This window comes from Bradyrhizobium sp. B120 (assembly GCF_049075665.1).
Taxonomy (GTDB): Bacteria; Pseudomonadota; Alphaproteobacteria; order Rhizobiales; family Xanthobacteraceae; genus Bradyrhizobium.
In genome coordinates this window covers 1,851,126-1,867,123 of the sequence record NZ_CP185242.1, presented here as the reverse complement: position 1 = coordinate 1,867,123, position 15,998 = coordinate 1,851,126, and the positions used below count along the sequence as shown (strand labels likewise).

Genomic DNA, 15,998 nt, shown 5'->3' with positions numbered 1-15,998 from the left:
ACTTTTCCGACACCTTACTGAACTAAACGCAGTGGTTGCTCACAGATCGCCACAGCCTTTCCACTCGCGCCAAATAGACCAAATGACGCTGCGAATTGTGTCGCGATCGTCCACCTTGGCATATAGTTTGATACAAAACTTCCTTGAGCGCATGCCGCCCCCAACCTGCTCATATCATGACGCGCCGTTGCATTGGGGCGGGCATTCGTACTCGATCTTCGTGCACCGATTCCAGCTGAACGGCCCCGCAAGCGCCAGAAGATCATTACTTTCTGAATAGGATGGGCAGGCGAATGGGGTCGCACGCTGCTAACGTACGCCCCCTCGTTTAACGCCAGGACCTTCGCGGCGCCGCGTCCATTTACGAAACAGCCGTTATTTCCTGCCAGGTCTCTTTATTGCGCTGTTCTACTCCATGTTCAATCGTTCGAGTTCTTCCGCCAAGAAGGCGTACGGATCACCACCTGAAGAGGCCTCACTCGCTTCAGCACTTTCGACACTTGCTTCAGAACCGGTGTCACTATCCTCGACCTTAGTAAGATACTTCGTAGGTTTGTCCACTCGCTGCCACTCGTTGCTCTCGTTCTTCGTCCACACTTCGGGATGCTGGTTAGGATCAAGCGCCCAATAATTACGACCGATGTGGACAAAACCCATTTCGTTCAGACGGGGTTCCATGCCCTCCAAGGCAGGACGTGACAAGACCAAGGGACGGTCGCCGTCCTGTCGCAGTTGATGCTCCAACAGAATATCGCCCGCGTTCTCGACCAACGGATGAGTAACCCGAAGGTCAACCACGGACGTGATATCGTTGCGTCCAAATTGTCGCTGAAACTGTTCCCCCTTGTCCCCCGTGATTCGAGCCGGCCCACCTGCCTTTAAAAGCCCGACAGTTTCGTTACCCAATTGATAGCTGTAGAATTTTGCTGGCTTGCTTGGATCATCGTAAGTGTGGAGGTAGCTTCCAGCAACTGTTGCTGCGCGCCGAGCTTTCTCGGACACGCGGTCCGAGTACTCTTCTGGGTGACTGGCGATGTGCCTGATGTCGCTGCCCAAAAATCTCTCCAGTCCTTCCATGAAGGAAGATCGGTCGATCTCTATAATGGGCGGATCGGACGCGAGAGAATATGGCGCGGGCGACGACCCGCTTGACGCGATGCTTGCAACTGTTTCCGAAATGCGAGGACTATCTCCGGTCTCTCCCGATTCATCGGCTTGGCCGGCACCTGTTGACTGGCTGGATGAGCCAACGATTCTGCCATACATCAGATCGCTCTCCTAGCGGCAGATTTTCACGCTGTCGAGCTCGTGCCGCGCAAGCTCTGCCGACGAGGATATGCAGCCTAGCTGACCATAACCTGACGCACAGGCGCGAAGCATCTGTCCGCACTCCCACACGACGACCAGGCTATCCGCGCGCCTCACATCCACGCGCTGTTCATTGAGCTGCAATCTGTAGGCGGATAGTGCGTGATATTGCCGACGGTCGATCCATCAGGGAACCGGCCGCTTGACGGCTCAGGCTCTGTACCACCGCCCTCTCATCAGACCGCTCCCGCTATTGAGACACGCCGCAGGTTCGAACAGACACATTACTTTACGCACCCGTATATCGAACACCGGCGGCGCGTGCACGACGATCTCGGTCCTCCGCTTGATCTCGCCGTTGAGGCGCTCGATCGGATTGGTAACCGGTATGAGATGTCTCGGTGGCCAACGTTCCGCTGCGGTGTTCTACCTCGTGGCGTACGATGCGACCATCGGGACAGAGGCACCGGGAGCACGAAGTGCGAGCAGGCCGATGCACACGACGAGCCGAGAGCTCGAGTTAGAAGCTGGCCGCCTCTGCGACTCGCCCGCTTGCGCCGAGAGCGCGACTCCGTAGTTGTCGTGTCGCCCGCGGCTCCCGTCATGTGTCATAGGAGGTGCGAATGCGACGTGTGATCGGCATCGACGTCCACCGAACCTTCGGGGAGGTGATGTTTTGGGAGGACGGCAAGCTCCGACATGCGGGCCGCATTGACATGACGCGGACTGCGCCGGAGGGGTTTGGCAAGACCCTGCCGGCTAGTGATGAGGTGGTGCTTGAGGCGACCGGCAACAGCATGGCGGTACTGCGAGGTTCTGGCGCCATTCGTGGCGCGGGTGATTATCGCCAATCCACTGCAGGTGAAGGCGATCGCCCAGGCTCACGTCAAGACCGACAAGATCGATGCCGGCACGCTCGCCAGTCTGCAGGCGGCCGGGTATCTGCCGCAGATCTGGACGCCGGACGCGGAGACCGAACGCAGGCGCAGGCTGGTGGCGCGGCGCTACCAGGTCGTGCGGCATCGCATGCGGCTCAAGAACGAGGTGCATTCGATCGTGCACGCGCACCTGATTCCGAAGTGCCCGCATGCCGATCTTTTCAACGCCCGCGGCCGGGCGTGGTTAGCCGCTCAACAGTTGCCCGATGATGAGCGGGCAGCCGTCGATCGGCACGAGCGTGAGCTTGATCGGCTTGCGGAAGATCTGGCCCTGCTCGACCGAGAGATCCGGCAGGACGCAATCGAGGATTCCGCGGTCAACAGATTGATGACGATCACCGGCGTGAATTTGGCGGTTGCCGAAGGGATCATGGCGGCGATCGGCGACATCACCCGGTTCAACAGCCCGCAGAAGCTGGTGAGCTATTTCGGGCTGAACCCGCGGGTGCGACAGTTCCTGCAGCGGATTGAGATGGACGATGAGTCCATCGGACTCCAGCCGCATCCACCGCCCGGCGCGCTAGGTCCAGGCCGTCGACCTCGCGAAGTTGTGTGGCACCGATATTGGCCAGCAAGGGAATGTCTGGAGCCAGGCGGCGCAGCGCGCGCGTCAGCCCCTGGGAATTGCGGGATTGCAGGCCCACGCGCTGCGAACCGACGCACATGGCGATCCCCAAGGCTTGCGCTGCCTCGCTCAGATGCCGGTTGATGGCCTCGGCGCGTGGCATGCCGCCGGTCATGGAGCTGATCAGCAGCGGCGCGCGCATGGTCTTGCCCAGCAGCGAGGCGCGCAGGTCGATCTGCGTCAGGTCCAACTCGGGCGATGCGCAGTGTTCGAACCGGATGTACTCCCAACCGGCGGCGACCGTGGCCTGCGCCGTTCGCCGATCCAGCACGAGGTCCAGATGGTCGTCCTTGCGCCGGCTCAGGGCGGTGTCGCTCATGCTCGCTCCATCCGCCGCATCGGGCGACGGCGTTGCGTCGGATCGAACCGACGGCAGCGCGCACGCCGCCGCCTCCCGCGCGTTCAGACCGACGCACGCTGGCCTCCCCCCGCAGCGTCGCTGCGGTAGCGGCTGGTCGAGGTCTGGTAGTACTGCGCGCGGATGGCCGCCATGGCCTCGATCAACGGTCCCCACGGTGCGGGAAAGCGTTCGTCCGCCATCACCCGGTGCAGCATGCGCGTATGGCCGGCCAGCTCGTCGTTGAGGAACTCCACCACAGGCATAGCCGGATAGCGCTGCAGCAGCAGGATCGCCGCGTTGTCGCCCTCGCCGGCCGACCTGTCCTTGTCGCGTCCATGCAGATCGTTCTGCAGGCGCCCTATCGCAGAGATGAGCCGCAGGACCTGGCGAAACGCCGGACGCGCGCGCAAGGTCGCCATCTCCAGCCCCCACAGCAACGACAGGCAACAGAACACGTTCGCGTAGGCGATCGAATCGATGCCGTTGTGCAGGTACTCGGCGTAGGACCAGCGTTCCGCCCCTGCCGCCTGCGCGTGTCCGGCGCGCAGCGCCGCGCAGTAGCACCGGGTATCGTCGAGAAGCTGAGCATAGTCGCGACGATCGTAGGCGAGCGCGGCCAACGAAGCGCGCAGCACAGCGCAGCCCTCGAATCCGGGGAGCGCGCACGGCACGCCCTGCCCCAGCGCCTGCTCCACCGCGGCGAGCTGCTCAGGCGCGATCAGGCCAAGGTCGTTGCAATCGTCGAGCCAGAACAGCAGCGCCAGTTCGCGATAGAACGCCACGATCAGCGTTTCGTCCTGCGGATCGCGGCCGGTGCGGGCGCTGGTGTCGCGCAGGCTCGGGTGGATGCGCTGCAGGATGTACTGGCCGCCCCTGACCGCTTCCACGGCATGCTCGTCGGCGAACCCGGTCAGGGAACGCCCCCACTCCAGCACCTGCTGCAGCGCGCGTTCGGTCTGGATCATGGCGCCGCTCCCGCTCCCTTGGCCAGGACGCGCCGCCGCCAACGAAGCGCCAGCCACAACCCGGCGAGTTCGGCCACGCGCACGACCCGGGTGGGGCAATACAGTTCCTTGCCGATCCACAGCGGCGTCTGCGGCAATGCATGCGCCGCATGGCGGGCGAGCATCCACTCCAGCGCACGCGCCACCGCCTGCGCGATGCGCCGGCGCCCTGTCGGCTCTTCGCTCCCGTCCATCACGTGCAACGCGAACAGCGCATAGGCGGTTTCCTCGAATGTGGACGCGCGACCGGCGCCCCAGCCGCCGTCGTCACGCTGCGCCTGCAGCAGCGCCGCCAGCGCGCGCTCGTCGCGCCACTGGGGCTTGCCTTGCGCCAGCGCAGCGACCGCATGCGCGGTGGGATACAGCCACGAAACGTGCCATTTTTCGTTGTCCCATAGACCGTGCGGGTTGCGATTGGCCTCGACGTAGGCGCTGGTGCCGGCGGCGGGCTTTCCCAACAGTCGCAACGCATGCAGGGCATGGATGTTGGTCGACACCGAGGCATTACGTTCGCCGGGGAAGGTGACGAACAGCTCGCCGATTTCGAAATGGCGCAACGCATCGACCGCCGGGTCGCGGCCTGCAAGGCGCAGGACGCACAACGCAACGGCGGTGTCGTCCGCATCGGCCGCGAAGGGCAAGGCCGGGCCCAGACCGCGCACGCCCAGGCGGGCGTCGAGCTGCGCGACGATCACGCGTACCGCCTCGGCGAGTGCGGGATGCGCGAACAGCCCGGCCAGATGCAGGGTGTACAGCGACCAGCATGGCTCGAACACATTGATCGGCCAGACGTTGGGAACGACACCTTCGATGCCGCTGCGCGTCGCCCGCGATGCCGCCTTTAGATACGCGTCGGCGCGCCCGACCTGCGGCGCGCTCCCCTGCGTCACGGCCTGCGCACGCCACGCGGCGGTGGCCGCCGGACTGATGCCGATGCTGCCGTCGTCATCCGGGCATGCGGTGGTCGGCGACGTCCCCCAGGCTTCCCAGGAGTGCAGCAACGGATGGCCGCTCGGCAACGTCGCCACCGCCCCCAGCCTGACCAGGCACGCTTGCCGCAACGGCAACAGCGCCGGGTGGCGCGGAAACGCCACGCCGCCCAGCAAGGATGCGGCCTCGCCGCAAAACTGCGGCAGGATCAGCTCCGCGCCGATCGGCGCGTCTTCCGGCACCGCGTGCGCGTACGGATCGGGCTGGCGCTGGAGGAACCGGGTTGCAGCCTGGACTGCGTCGGCAGCGCCGGGAAGAGGATCGGCACGCTGCAATGCCAGCAACGCCGCCCACGTGGGCGCATGGCGGAACAGCGGGAAGTCCGCGCTTCCCCATCCGCCATCGGCCTGTTGCTGCGCGATGAGCCACGCGTATGCGTCCCGCCGACCGGTGACGTTGCCGTGGAATTGCAGAGCTCGCGCCGTGTCGTAGACGGACGGACCGACGCTGCCGCCATCGCTCATCTCGCTCAGCAGGTGGCGCAATTCGGAAAGGATCTGTTCGGACAGCGCGTTCACGCGGGATGTTCTTTCTGCAGACGGTTGACGAGAACCAGGATCGGGCAGACGCCGCGCACGTCGCCACAGGCCCGTCGCGGCCCGGCGCATGGACAGCGCCGGACGGCCGCCCTGCTCCGGCGCGGCGACACGCCCCGATGCTGGCGCCGGTCCGCCGCATAGGCTTGCGCGCAGCGCGCCGCGTGCGCCGCGGCCGTGCTGGGCAACCGCTGCGATCGGCGCCGCGGACTCGGACACAGTGCAGCATGCACCGCTGCCGCCGGCCGATCGCAGCGGCACAGGGGCAACTCCATGCGGACGGGCGCGCTCATGCGCATGGCGCGTGCTTGAACAGATACGCGTTGGCCCGCTGCAGGATCTGCGCCAACCGTTCCGCACGCGGCCCCAGCGGGGCGATGGCCTCCCCGGCGTCGCGCAACAGATCCGACACGAACTGGCGCGCTGCCTGCAGCCCCATGATCGACACGCAGGTCGGCTTCTGCGCCGCCGCGTCCTTGCCGGGGGTCTTGCCCAGCGTCGCGATATCCGCTGTCGTGTCGAGAATGTCGTCGACCACCTGCAACGCCAGGCCGAAACAGGCGCTGTAGCGATCGAGCGCACAGTACAGCGCAGCGTGCGTGGCATCCTCCGCGATGGCGCATAGCGCGCCCATGCGAACGGACGCGCGCACTAGCGCTCCGCTCTTCATCCGGTGCATCGCCACGATCCTGTCCAGCTCGACGTGCTTTCCAACCAGCGACAGATCCATGGCCTGCCCGCCTGCGGCACCCTCGGCTGACACCGCCTGCGCCAGTTCGCGCACGAGCGCGATACGGTCGTCGCCCGGCGCATCCAGGCTCGCCAGGGTCAGGAAGGCGTGCGCCTGCAGCGCATCGCCGACCAGGATCGCAGTGGCTTCGCCGAACTTGACGTGCACGGTCGGAAGGCCGCGGCGAAGCACGTCGTCGTCCATCGCGGGCAGGTCGTCGTGGACCAGGGTACAGGCGTGCATCATCTCGATGGCGGCGCCGACGTCGTCGAGCATGTGCGCCGGCGTGTCGGCCAGTGCGCCGGCAGCCAGACAGAGCAAGGCGCGGGTGCGCTTCCCGCCATGCAAGGTGGCGTAGCGCATCGCCGCCATCAGCTCGGTCTCACCGTCGTCTTCGGCACAGAGAAGACGCGCCAGCGCCTGTTCGACCCGCTTTGCGCCGTCCTGCATCCAGGTCTCCGGCAGCAGCCTGCCGGATGCGCCTCGCGCCTGCGCGCCCAATCCGCCGTGCGCGGAAACGCCAGTTCGGTCGTCGTGTAGCGTGGAACCGGTCTGCATGTTGTTCATGTCCTTGTACCTGACAGGAGACGGCCACGGCGAGCGGCGAGCCGCCGCGGTGTTGCCGGTGTCGCACCGAGCGCGCGCGCCGAGTGCAGCAATGCCGCGCGTCGCCGGCGCCGCTGGCTCGCCACACGGGGCATGCGATGCCAGCTCATGAGAATCCGATGCGGATTGTCATGGACGGATGTGCGGTCGGGTAATAGCGCCGGCCTTTTTCGACGCCGCTCAGCAACCGCGGCCGCAGCCCGGCCTTGTGCATGGTCAGCGCCAAGGCAATGCAGAACTGCACCAGTTCCAGCCATGCCAAGTGATAGCCGATGCAGACGTGTGGGCCGGTACCGAACTGCAGCATGTCCACCGGCCGGATCGGCTCCGTGCGTTGCAGCCACCTCGCCAGGCGGAACTGATCAGGCGCCTCGTGCAGCAGCGCCGAGGTCGAGAAATGCAGCAGCGGAATGCACAGATGCGTGCCTGCGGGAATGCGCCGTTGGCCGAGTTGCAATTCCTGCAGCGCGCGACGCGGCAGGAGCGTGGTCGGCGGGTGCATGCGCAGTGTCTCGCGGAACAGCGCCTCGGCGACTGGACACTGCGCCAGGTCCGCGTGCCGGGTCGGCACCGTGCCGACGCGTTGCGCCTCCTCGACCAGGGCGTCCCACAGCGCAGGCTGCCGCGCCAGCTCGATCACCATCCAGGCCATCGTCGAGGCGGTGGTGTCGTGACCGCCAAGCAGCAGCAAGCGTATATTGGCGATCAGGACGTCATCGGAGAGCGCATCGTCGCTGCGATCGAAGGCGCTCACCATGTCGGTGATCAACCCGGTGCGCGCGGCATGCGCGCGCGCGTCGCGGACGAACTGGCGCAACTGCGCGTCGATCCAGTCGCGGGCGGCGCGGCCGCGCCGCAAGGGCAGTCCGGGCAGGTCGACCCGTGGCGCGACGATCAACTGCAGCAGTTGCCGGTACTTGCGATGCCATCTCGGCAGGTCCTGCGCGGGGATTCCCATGAGGCTGAAGATGAGCGTGAGCGTCAGGTCGCCGGTTTCGCGCAGGATGGTTACGTCGCCGCGGTCGCGCCACGCCTGCACCCGCGCCCGGATGACGGGCGCGAACAGGTCGCCGATGCCGGCCTCGGTCAGCCCCTTGGGCAGGAACGCCGCCTTGATCGCATTGCGCGCCTGCCGGTGCGCGCCGCCGTCCTGGGCGACCAACGTTCCGCCAAGCAATTCGGGCGCGATCTCTTCGATCAGCGCCGAGGACACGTCCTTGTGCCGGAGCAATGCGAACGCATCCGGATCCATGCAGGTCATCTGGTGTCCGGCAGGGCCGAAATTCAGCCAGAAGTAGCTGCCCAGCGTCCGTTCCGCGCGCCGCAGCAGGCGCGGCAGGTCGCAGGCGATGGCGGGAAGATGCCCGACCAGGGGGAAAGCGCCGGGCAGGACCGGGATGTCGTCCCGCAGCCGGTGCCGACGGTCCAGCGGGTTGAGCAGCATGTCCATCAGGAGCGCGGCGCCGCGGCCGCTTCGGCGGTGTCGCCGGCAGGCCGCGCGGCGCGGCTGTTGCCACCGTCGGCGTACGTCGGCACGTGCGCCAGCATGCCGCCGTCGATGCACACGACCTGGCCGGTGATGAACGCAGCATCGTCGGAGAGCAGGAACGCCACCAGCGCGGCCACGTCCTCGGGGCGGCCGACGCGCGGCAGGAGCTGGTGCCGGCGCAGATGCCGTTGCATACCCTCGTCCAGCTTGACGAGGAGACGCTCGGTCATGATGAGACCCGGCGCAACCGCGTTGCAGCGGATCTGCGCATGACCGTACTGGGTCGCGAGCGAAGCCGACAGCATGTTCATCGCCGCCTTCGACGCGGCGTAGGACGTGTGCGCGGTGTCAGCGCTAAGCCCCTGGCACGACGACATGTTGACGATCGCGCCACCGCCGCGGCCGATCATCCGTGGGATGGCCTGCCGGCAGCAGAGCAGCGTGCCGCGCAGATTGGTCGCCATGGTCTGGTCCCAGACCGCCAGGTCCAGGTCGAGGATCGCGCGGTCGCGCGGGGTCAGATGCATGGCGCTCGCGTTGTTCACCAGCAGGTCGACCCCACCGAGTTGCCGCTCCGCCGTCTCGAACAGCGCTGCCACCGCCTGCGCATCGGCGATGTCCATGGCCAGGGCCAGCGCGTGGCCCGCTTCGGCCGCGATCTGCGCGGCGCAGGCCATGGCCGCCGAGCCATCAATGTCGGCCACCACCACTCTGCCGCCCTCGCGCGCGATGGCGAGGGCGCATGCCTTGCCGATGCCGGCGCCGGCGCCGGTCACCACGGCCACCTTGCCTTCAAACCGTCCCATCGTGTCCTCCTGGATTGCGTTGGTCGTTCGCGGCATGCCGCGCGGCCTCCGCCGGAGAAGGTCCAGGGTCGGCGCTGGCGCGCTCGTCATCGCCAGCGTCGCTTTCGATGACCCGAATGGCGGCGACCGGGCACTGGCTGGCCGCGAGCCGCACGGCGGCGTGCAGCGCCTGCGGGACCGTCGCCACGCACACTTCGGCCACGCCGTCCGGTTCGCGCTGGCGAAAGGTGCCCGGCAGCGTCAGCACGCACTGCCCGGTGGTTCCGCACAGATCCTGGTCGACCACGACGCGCATCTCAGCCCCCCTGCGCATGCAGCCGCACCGGCAGCGCGCGGAGCGTCCTAAGGAACGCGGACGGCTCCCGGGTCGGCTGCTCGGCCAATGCCAGCGTGGGGAAGCGCGCCTGGATTCGCGGCAGGCTCTCGGCCAACTGCACCCGGGCCAGTTGCGCACCGAGGCAGAAGTGGATGCCGTGGCCGAAGCTCAGCATGATCTTTCCGTCGGTCGACATGCCAGGACTGGTGCCGTAGAACCGCGCGGGATCGAACCGGTCGGGATCGGCGAAGGCGTCCGGGTCGCGATTGCCAGCGGCGACCAGCACGCGCACGTCCGCGTTCTTCGGGATCACCGCGCCGCCCAGTTCGATGTCGCGCTGGGCGATACGCGGAATGGAGCTGAACATAACGGGCGCAACGCAGCGCAGGACTTCTTCGACGAATGCCTTCACCCCCACGGCGTCTCCCTGCAGCCAGGGCCGCTGTTCGGGATACGCCAGCATCGCCAGGACCGCATGGTCGATGGCCGCAGCAGTGGTGGCGAAGCCGCCCAGCAGCATGCCCCACAGCATGCCGATCAACTCCGCATCTGAGAGCGTGTTGGCATCGTCGTCGTGTGCGCCGACCAGCATCGACACGATGTCGTGGCGGGGGTCGGTGCGCTTGCGCGGTATGAGGTCGCCGAAGTAGGCCAGCACCCTGGCGCTGGCCGCGTCCGCCGCGGCGAGTTGGGGATCGCTGGCGTGCGGGCGCAGGCCTTCCAGAATGGCGCCGATGCCGGCGGCGAGCCCGAACATGTCGTCCGGGGGCATGCCGAACAGTTCGGCGAAGACCAACATGGGCAAGGCCAGCGCGAATTCCCGATGCAGGTCCACCGCCTCCCCGCGCTCCAGCGCGGGCGCCATGCCGTCCAGGCGCGCTGCGACGATGCGCGCGATGCTCGGCCGCAGGTTGTCGATCTGGCGCATGGTGAAATCGCGCGAGATCAGCCGGCGCAGACGCGTATGCGTCGGTGGATCCTTCATCGCTAGCGTGGACGCCAGCAGATTGAGCGACAGGCTGGTCGCCACACGCGGGAAATAGCGCGCCAGTTCGCCCGGCGTCGGTCCCCGAAGCGCATCGCCCGTGGCCTGGAGCGCCCAGTAGATGTCGGCGTGGCGGCTCAACAAAAAGAGGCCCGATGCCGCGCGATGCACCGGATCGTGCTCGCGCAACCACCGCATGAACGGATACGGGTCGTGGATGCGCGCTGGCGACGCCAGTTCGGCGAAGGCGTCCCGGCATGCTGCCGTGGTTTCTCGAACGTCCATCTTGGTTACCTGTTGGCTGACTGACCTGACCGGCGCGCGCCAGGTGCGCCGGCAAATTGCGGAGAAGGCCGCGATCCCCGCCGGCGTCCGCGCTTCACCAGAGCACCGGAAACTCCCCGAACCCGCCAGTGATGATTTGCTTGCGCAACTTTCAGTTCTTCGGGCGCCACGGCCAGGCGCAGCGCGGGAAAGCGCCGGAAGATCGATCCCAACACCACCTTGAGTTCCAGCCTGGTCTGCGCCACGCCGATGCAGTAGTGCGGCCCGTAGGAGAACGCCAAGTGCGGCTTTTGCTCGTGCCCGATGTCGAAGATTTCCGGGTCGTCGAAATGGCGCGGATCGAACGACGTCCCCGGCAGGCCGACCAGTACGTTGCTCTCGGCGGGAATATGCACGCCCGCGATGGTCACGCCGGTCCTCCAGCCGCACGAACAGCGCGGGGAAGGCGCATCGCAATTCCAGGCGCGCCAGTGCTGCGCCGAGGCAGAAATGCGGAACCTAGCCGACGACAGGTGCGGGTTGTGCCGCCAGGTGACATCGAACCTGTCGGCATCGCCATAGATCGACTGACCGTAGGGATTGGTGAAGGAGGTTCGACCGTCCCCGCCACCGACGTCTCCGCCATTGTAGCCTCCGGACCAGTCCCCCACCACGGGCGGTAGTTTCACTCTTGGCTCAAGGTCTGCCGCTTTGGTTGCACCGCTCGCGACGAGCGCAATTGTTGTGGCTCCCAAAGAAGAACTCTAGATCGCATCCAACGCTTCCCTGCATTTTCTCGGTCCACAACCGAGCGCCAAGTCCTTGCCAGAGCAAGCCGTCGGAACGGACCAGACGCGAACAGCGACGCGCGCCGTGTCCGTCCCAAAGACCATCGCACTGCGATTGGTGATGATGCCGTGAACAGAGCAAATCGCGTGCCGAAGTGAATTCGCAGGCTCAGCAGGCACTTTGTAGCGGCGCGTAGTGTCAGGTTTCTGGCATTGAGTCTCAACGCCTACAACCGGCGCAGCAAGTGCCCGACAAAGGCCAGCTCTCGCGCTGAATGTTCGGGGCAGCCCTTGCGCGATATTTCAAGCATCGGATAGGCCGCAGCAGGTGTGGTTCGCCGGAAGCCACTCCGATGTCGGCGGTAGCTATCCGGAAAACGAAGCCCGCCTCTCCGACATCTCGCTGTGTTGGATGGCGCATGCGGCCGAGAACTTTCCCGACGGCAAGACGCCCAACGCTTCGACGTCAAGTTAGATGATAGATTCCTGAAGCTGAATCCGGATCCGCTTGGTCCGTAACACGACGAGCGCAAACCCGGTTCCTTGCGGGGGCGAGTCAAGTGGAACGGGGTTGGCAGAGCCAGGCAGTCCCTTATCCGGCGGGCTTGAGCGCTTCGCCGCGAAGGGGGCGCGCAGCATGACTAGGAACGGGGTGCCTATAGGCCCAGGACTCCGGCTTCGCGACCGCCCGGCTGAAGAAGGCGCTTCTCAAAGGTTCGAGATTCGGCGATAGCGCTTGTCGTGGAGATCTCGCGCGCCAAATCGCAAAGGCTCGCTCGCGCGAAGCGCTACGGAAGTCGGCAGTAACGGCTCCGGGACAGGGGATGTGGAAAAGGTTCGCGACCTGATCGTGAACTGACAGAAAATGTTGAGCCTGATGGGACGATTTGAAACGCTTCATGATCCGCTCGCTCTTAGGCGCTGGATCAAGACGTCGAGAACGAAGCCATTCTGGTCGACAGCGCGCCAGAGCCAATGTTGTTCGCCCGCGATCGAGATAACGACTTCGTCCAGATGCCATTTGTCACCGCGAGCGGGAGCGCGCTGGCGTATCCGACCGGAGAACGCCTAGCGAATTTCCGTCCCCACTGGCGCACCGTTTCATAGATCACGCCAATGCCACGCGCTGCCAGCATTTCCTCGACCATTGCTCGAGGGAAACCGGAAATACAACCAAACGGCATCGCTGATCACTTCCGGTGGGAAACGATGGCGGTGATAAAGAGGGTCCCGGGTGGTCTTCATGCCGGTCGTCTCCCCCCGGCCGCTCTAATCCGTTAACTTGACGGTGCCGTGCTATGTGCTTGCCTTCGATCAAGCAGGATTCGCCGCAATGTCTCCGCTCACTCCATCTTGACAAACGAGGCCATCAGAGCGCGCGGGCAAAATCTCGGTTGCGGGTTCACGTGATCAACAACGGGCCAATGCTCTCCCACATTTCGCGTCTGCCGCGAGAGGAACCCCGGCCGGTCGGTCAGGCAGCTTCAGCTGTGGCTGAAACGTGAGTCTGGCAGTTGGCCGGACAAACCCTGGCGCACGCGCCGCAGCCGATGCAGGCGCCCTGATCATTCAGAACCATGATCTTCTTTTCGATCTCATCGTCCTCGTCATCGCCGAGGTCGACAAGTTCGCCTTCCTCGTTGATTCCTTTCAACGTCATGACATCCCGGCCGCACACCTTGAAACAGCGCCCACAGCCGATGCACTTCTTGGCATCGATTGAGATCAGATAGTTTGGCGTCCAGTCGCGGCCATCGCGCGTTGCAAATGACATGAGTAGGGCCTTTTCTAGGTATTTTCCAGCGACTTCAAATCATGGCTCTTGCGCTCGAGCTCGGCAAAGGCATCGTGCGCCTTCTGCGCCACAGCCATGATCGAGGTCCAGTTGATGGGCAATTCTTCCGAAAGATCATGCAGATCCATTTTGGCTTCTAGCGCTTTGGCCGACAGCTTCTTTAGTTCTGCCTTCAGTGTTTCACGATTGCTCATGAGTGCCCTCAGTAATTCGCCACGTCTGGGAATTTTCGGATCAGGTTGATTCCGTCCCTGACATATTTGTCACCCTCCTGCGCGAGCTTTGCGAGGTTATCGAAGCCGAAGCGATGCACATCGCGCAGTTGCTTGTTCACGGCGATCAACCGGCCTCCGATCAGCACCATGCGGCCAAAGCCTTCATGATGCAGCTTCAGGATCGGCTGGATCATCACGCCGGTGACCCGTTCGATCGAGACCGCGACCGCATTGAAAAACAGCTCCAGCCGCCACAGCGTATCGGGATCAGGATCGCCGACAATCGGCAATGCGCGCCGTTTCCCCTTGTCCAGGATATAGGGTTCGAGCAGGTCGAGATCGCTCTTGGCCTCCCAGGTGCCGTTGGTATCCTCGGCGCGACAAATCTTGACCAGTTCCTTGAGGAACGGCAAATCGGCGGCGCTGCCCTGCTCTATTTTTCCGGTCATATTATCTCATTCGTCGAACTCGAAAGTGCGCCGTTGGTCCCTCGCCATGACCTTGCGTAGCCAGGGAGGTGGCGTTCCCTTCAGGACGCGCTCGAGCTTTTCGAGCAGCACAAGGATGTCTTCTGGCTTGTTCACCTTGATAGGGTGGATCTTGTTGGCGACCACCCGCGCAGCACCGGCACCGCCGATAGCGGCGACGTAAAGGATTGCGCAATCCTTAATCGCCTCGATCTTCGGCGCCAACTTGTCGTCGTTGCCGTCTTCCTTGAGATCACCCTCAAACTCAACCGCTTTGAGAAACACGTGCCCGCTTGGCGCGACATCGTAGATAGCGATATTCCTTGCCCAACCAAAATGGGCATCGACGCGCCTTAGGTCTTGAGTTGCGAATGCGACCTTCATGCAATCGACCTCTCGGCTGCGCCGACGGAGCTGCGGTGCCCGGATCTCAGTGGCAGTGCGGCCGCAGCCCGCCATCTATCGGGAGTAGGCTGATGGTTCTCCTCGCGGTCCGCGATCACGAGATTGGCGATGTCGAAGATCAGATCGCGCGTACCACGATAACCGATGGATAATTGGTGCCCTGCGCCAAGTCGATCGAACATCGGAAAGCCCGCACGATAGAACGGAATTTTCAGCCGAGCCGCCGCTTGCCTGCCGTGCGAATGCGTGATCAGCAAGTCGCAATGCTTGGTTCTGGCAAGCTCTTCCAGATCCTCAAGATCGCCAATTAGCACCTGCTTGGTTTTGATCCGCCCGATCACCTGCGACTGCGTGGTCGTTACGGCCGCGCACACCTGCGCACCCATGTCGTGCAGCATACTGGAGAGATCCAATAAGAGATCCGGCTCAGCGGCGATCGCGAGTCTGCGACCGCCAATATGGAAGTGCGCGTCCAGCATCGCATCGGTGAGCTGGCCGCGCTGGCGCCGATACTTCAATGGTACGGGCCGACCGCTGATCTCGGTCAAAAAAGTCATGAATTCGTCATTCGGACCGAGGCCGCACAGCCGCTCGAAGAGGCGAAATGGCACGCCGGTCTTGGCCTGCATGACCTCTGCCGCTCGTCGCATCTGCGCGCCGATTGCTATCGTCCACCCGGCGCGGCCCATGCTCGCAATTTCGTCGACGCCGATGCCGCCGATGGTCGTTGGCGTAAACTCATCGGGGATATGCCCATCGAGCGATCCCGCCAGATCAGGCAGGAAGGACGGCCGCAACCCAAAATCCTCCAGAATGACACGGAGTTCGTCAAGATCACCCGGCGTGAGGTGACATCCTGGAAGAACATTCACTCGCGAGGGATCGCGAAGGCCATTGACGTGGGGCCGTTCCACCAGCAACTCCACAATGCGCGCGACAGCCTTCTCCCAGCCGTCCTGGAACGCACCCTTGAAATCGGGCGTCGAGACATGGACCAGCGCCAGTTTCGCGAGTTGCGGATGCTTGTCCCGGATGAGCTTGAGGTAGGCATCCACATCGTCACCATTGGTCTCGGTGACACCGGTCGAGCAGATTCCGATGATCTTTGGCTTGGCGCGGTTGTAGATATTCAGTATCGCCTGCTCAAGATTCTCATGGCCGCCGAGCACGGTCGAGACCTCGCTCATCGCGGTGGTCTGCAGCGGTACGGCCTCTTTGAAATGCCGCACAAAGAGCGTGAGCCCGAAGGAAGTGCATCCTTGCGAGCCGTGCAGAAGCGGCATCGCCTCACGCAGCCCCATGAAGGCGAATGCGCCGCCGATCGGCTGGCTCATCTTCAGCGGGTTGACCGCGCAGGCTTTTGTCGGCGCCGTGACGATGGCCATGACACC

The 15,998-nt window shown here is 64.5% G+C and carries 14 protein-coding genes and 4 pseudogenes; 2 read left to right on the top strand and 16 right to left on the bottom strand.

The features are described from left to right. Positions 1-408 precede the first annotated feature (408 nt). Positions 409-1,266 carry a host specificity protein gene (locus tag ACOIX3_RS08775; RefSeq protein ID WP_420969404.1) on the bottom strand — a complete coding sequence of 286 codons (858 nt, stop codon included), beginning with the start codon at positions 1,264-1,266 and terminating at the stop codon, positions 409-411. Positions 1,267-2,073: 807 nt separating this feature from the next. On the opposite strand from ACOIX3_RS08775, the pseudogene ACOIX3_RS08770 reads away from it, so the two are divergent. Next, positions 2,074-2,640 (top strand): annotated as a pseudogene (locus ACOIX3_RS08770) (IS110 family transposase); the annotation flags it as partial. 33 nt (positions 2,641-2,673) lie between these two features. Here ACOIX3_RS08770 and ACOIX3_RS08765 read toward each other — a convergent pair. The 9 genes and pseudogenes from ACOIX3_RS08765 to ACOIX3_RS08725 form a co-directional block, all read right to left on the bottom strand. After that, positions 2,674-3,190: pseudogene (locus ACOIX3_RS08765) on the bottom strand (type 2 isopentenyl-diphosphate Delta-isomerase); the annotation flags it as partial. Positions 3,191-3,273: 83 nt separating this feature from the next. Beyond that, positions 3,274-4,176 carry a terpene synthase family protein gene (locus ACOIX3_RS08760; protein WP_420969403.1) on the bottom strand — a complete coding sequence of 301 codons (903 nt, stop codon included), beginning with the start codon at positions 4,174-4,176 and terminating at the stop codon, positions 3,274-3,276. Then, positions 4,173-5,723, bottom strand: a complete 1,551-nt coding sequence (locus tag ACOIX3_RS08755; protein WP_420969402.1) for a hypothetical protein — start codon at positions 5,721-5,723, stop codon at positions 4,173-4,175. Before ACOIX3_RS08755 ends, ACOIX3_RS08760 begins: the two co-directional genes overlap by 4 nt. 307 nt (positions 5,724-6,030) lie before the next feature. After that, positions 6,031-7,029: a polyprenyl synthetase family protein gene (locus ACOIX3_RS08750; protein ID WP_420971688.1), complete on the bottom strand. Its 999-nt coding sequence runs from the start codon at positions 7,027-7,029 to the stop codon at positions 6,031-6,033. Between the two features lie 154 nt (positions 7,030-7,183). Continuing rightward, positions 7,184-8,527 carry a cytochrome P450 gene (locus tag ACOIX3_RS08745; RefSeq protein ID WP_420969401.1) on the bottom strand — a complete coding sequence of 448 codons (1,344 nt, stop codon included), beginning with the start codon at positions 8,525-8,527 and terminating at the stop codon, positions 7,184-7,186. After that, positions 8,527-9,372, bottom strand: coding sequence for an SDR family oxidoreductase (locus ACOIX3_RS08740; protein WP_420969400.1), 846 nt, complete (start codon positions 9,370-9,372; stop codon positions 8,527-8,529). The genes ACOIX3_RS08745 and ACOIX3_RS08740 overlap by 1 nt, the downstream gene beginning before the upstream one ends. Then, entirely contained in the window at positions 9,359-9,667 is a 309-nt protein-coding gene (locus ACOIX3_RS08735; RefSeq protein WP_420969399.1) for a ferredoxin, read from the bottom strand. The genes ACOIX3_RS08740 and ACOIX3_RS08735 overlap by 14 nt, the downstream gene beginning before the upstream one ends. 1 nt (position 9,668) lies before the next feature. Next, positions 9,669-10,958 carry a cytochrome P450 gene (locus ACOIX3_RS08730; RefSeq protein WP_420969398.1) on the bottom strand — a complete coding sequence of 430 codons (1,290 nt, stop codon included), beginning with the start codon at positions 10,956-10,958 and terminating at the stop codon, positions 9,669-9,671. Positions 10,959-11,052: 94 nt separating this feature from the next. Beyond that, positions 11,053-11,377: pseudogene (locus ACOIX3_RS08725) on the bottom strand (cytochrome P450); the annotation flags it as partial. Between the two features lie 676 nt (positions 11,378-12,053). Between ACOIX3_RS08725 and ACOIX3_RS08720 the strand changes: the two are divergent. Continuing rightward, positions 12,054-12,200 (top strand): phospholipase effector Tle1 domain-containing protein, encoded by a 147-nt coding sequence (locus ACOIX3_RS08720; protein WP_420969397.1) that lies wholly within the window; start codon positions 12,054-12,056, stop codon positions 12,198-12,200. 207 nt (positions 12,201-12,407) lie between these two features. On the opposite strand, the pseudogene ACOIX3_RS08715 reads toward ACOIX3_RS08720, so the two are convergent. The 6 genes and pseudogenes from ACOIX3_RS08715 to nifN all read right to left on the bottom strand — a co-directional run. Further along, positions 12,408-12,970 (bottom strand): annotated as a pseudogene (locus ACOIX3_RS08715) (IS6 family transposase); the annotation flags it as partial. Positions 12,971-13,199: 229 nt separating this feature from the next. After that, positions 13,200-13,499 (bottom strand): ferredoxin III, nif-specific, encoded by a 300-nt coding sequence (gene fdxB, locus ACOIX3_RS08710; RefSeq protein WP_420969396.1) that lies wholly within the window; start codon positions 13,497-13,499, stop codon positions 13,200-13,202. A 14-nt stretch (positions 13,500-13,513) separates the two neighbouring features. Beyond that, positions 13,514-13,714 (bottom strand): CCE_0567 family metalloprotein, encoded by a 201-nt coding sequence (locus tag ACOIX3_RS08705; protein WP_420969395.1) that lies wholly within the window; start codon positions 13,712-13,714, stop codon positions 13,514-13,516. Between the two features lie 8 nt (positions 13,715-13,722). Further along, a complete protein-coding gene (locus ACOIX3_RS08700; protein ID WP_420969394.1) occupies positions 13,723-14,184 on the bottom strand; it encodes a NifX-associated nitrogen fixation protein in 462 nt (153 codons plus the stop codon). Positions 14,185-14,190: 6 nt separating this feature from the next. Continuing rightward, positions 14,191-14,586: a nitrogen fixation protein NifX gene (nifX, locus tag ACOIX3_RS08695; protein ID WP_420969393.1), complete on the bottom strand. Its 396-nt coding sequence runs from the start codon at positions 14,584-14,586 to the stop codon at positions 14,191-14,193. Further along, on the bottom strand, positions 14,583-15,992 hold the full coding sequence (gene nifN / locus ACOIX3_RS08690; RefSeq protein WP_420969392.1) for a nitrogenase iron-molybdenum cofactor biosynthesis protein NifN: 1,410 nt from the start codon (positions 15,990-15,992) through the stop codon (positions 14,583-14,585). The genes nifX and nifN overlap by 4 nt, the downstream gene beginning before the upstream one ends. Positions 15,993-15,998: the final 6 nt, after the last annotated feature.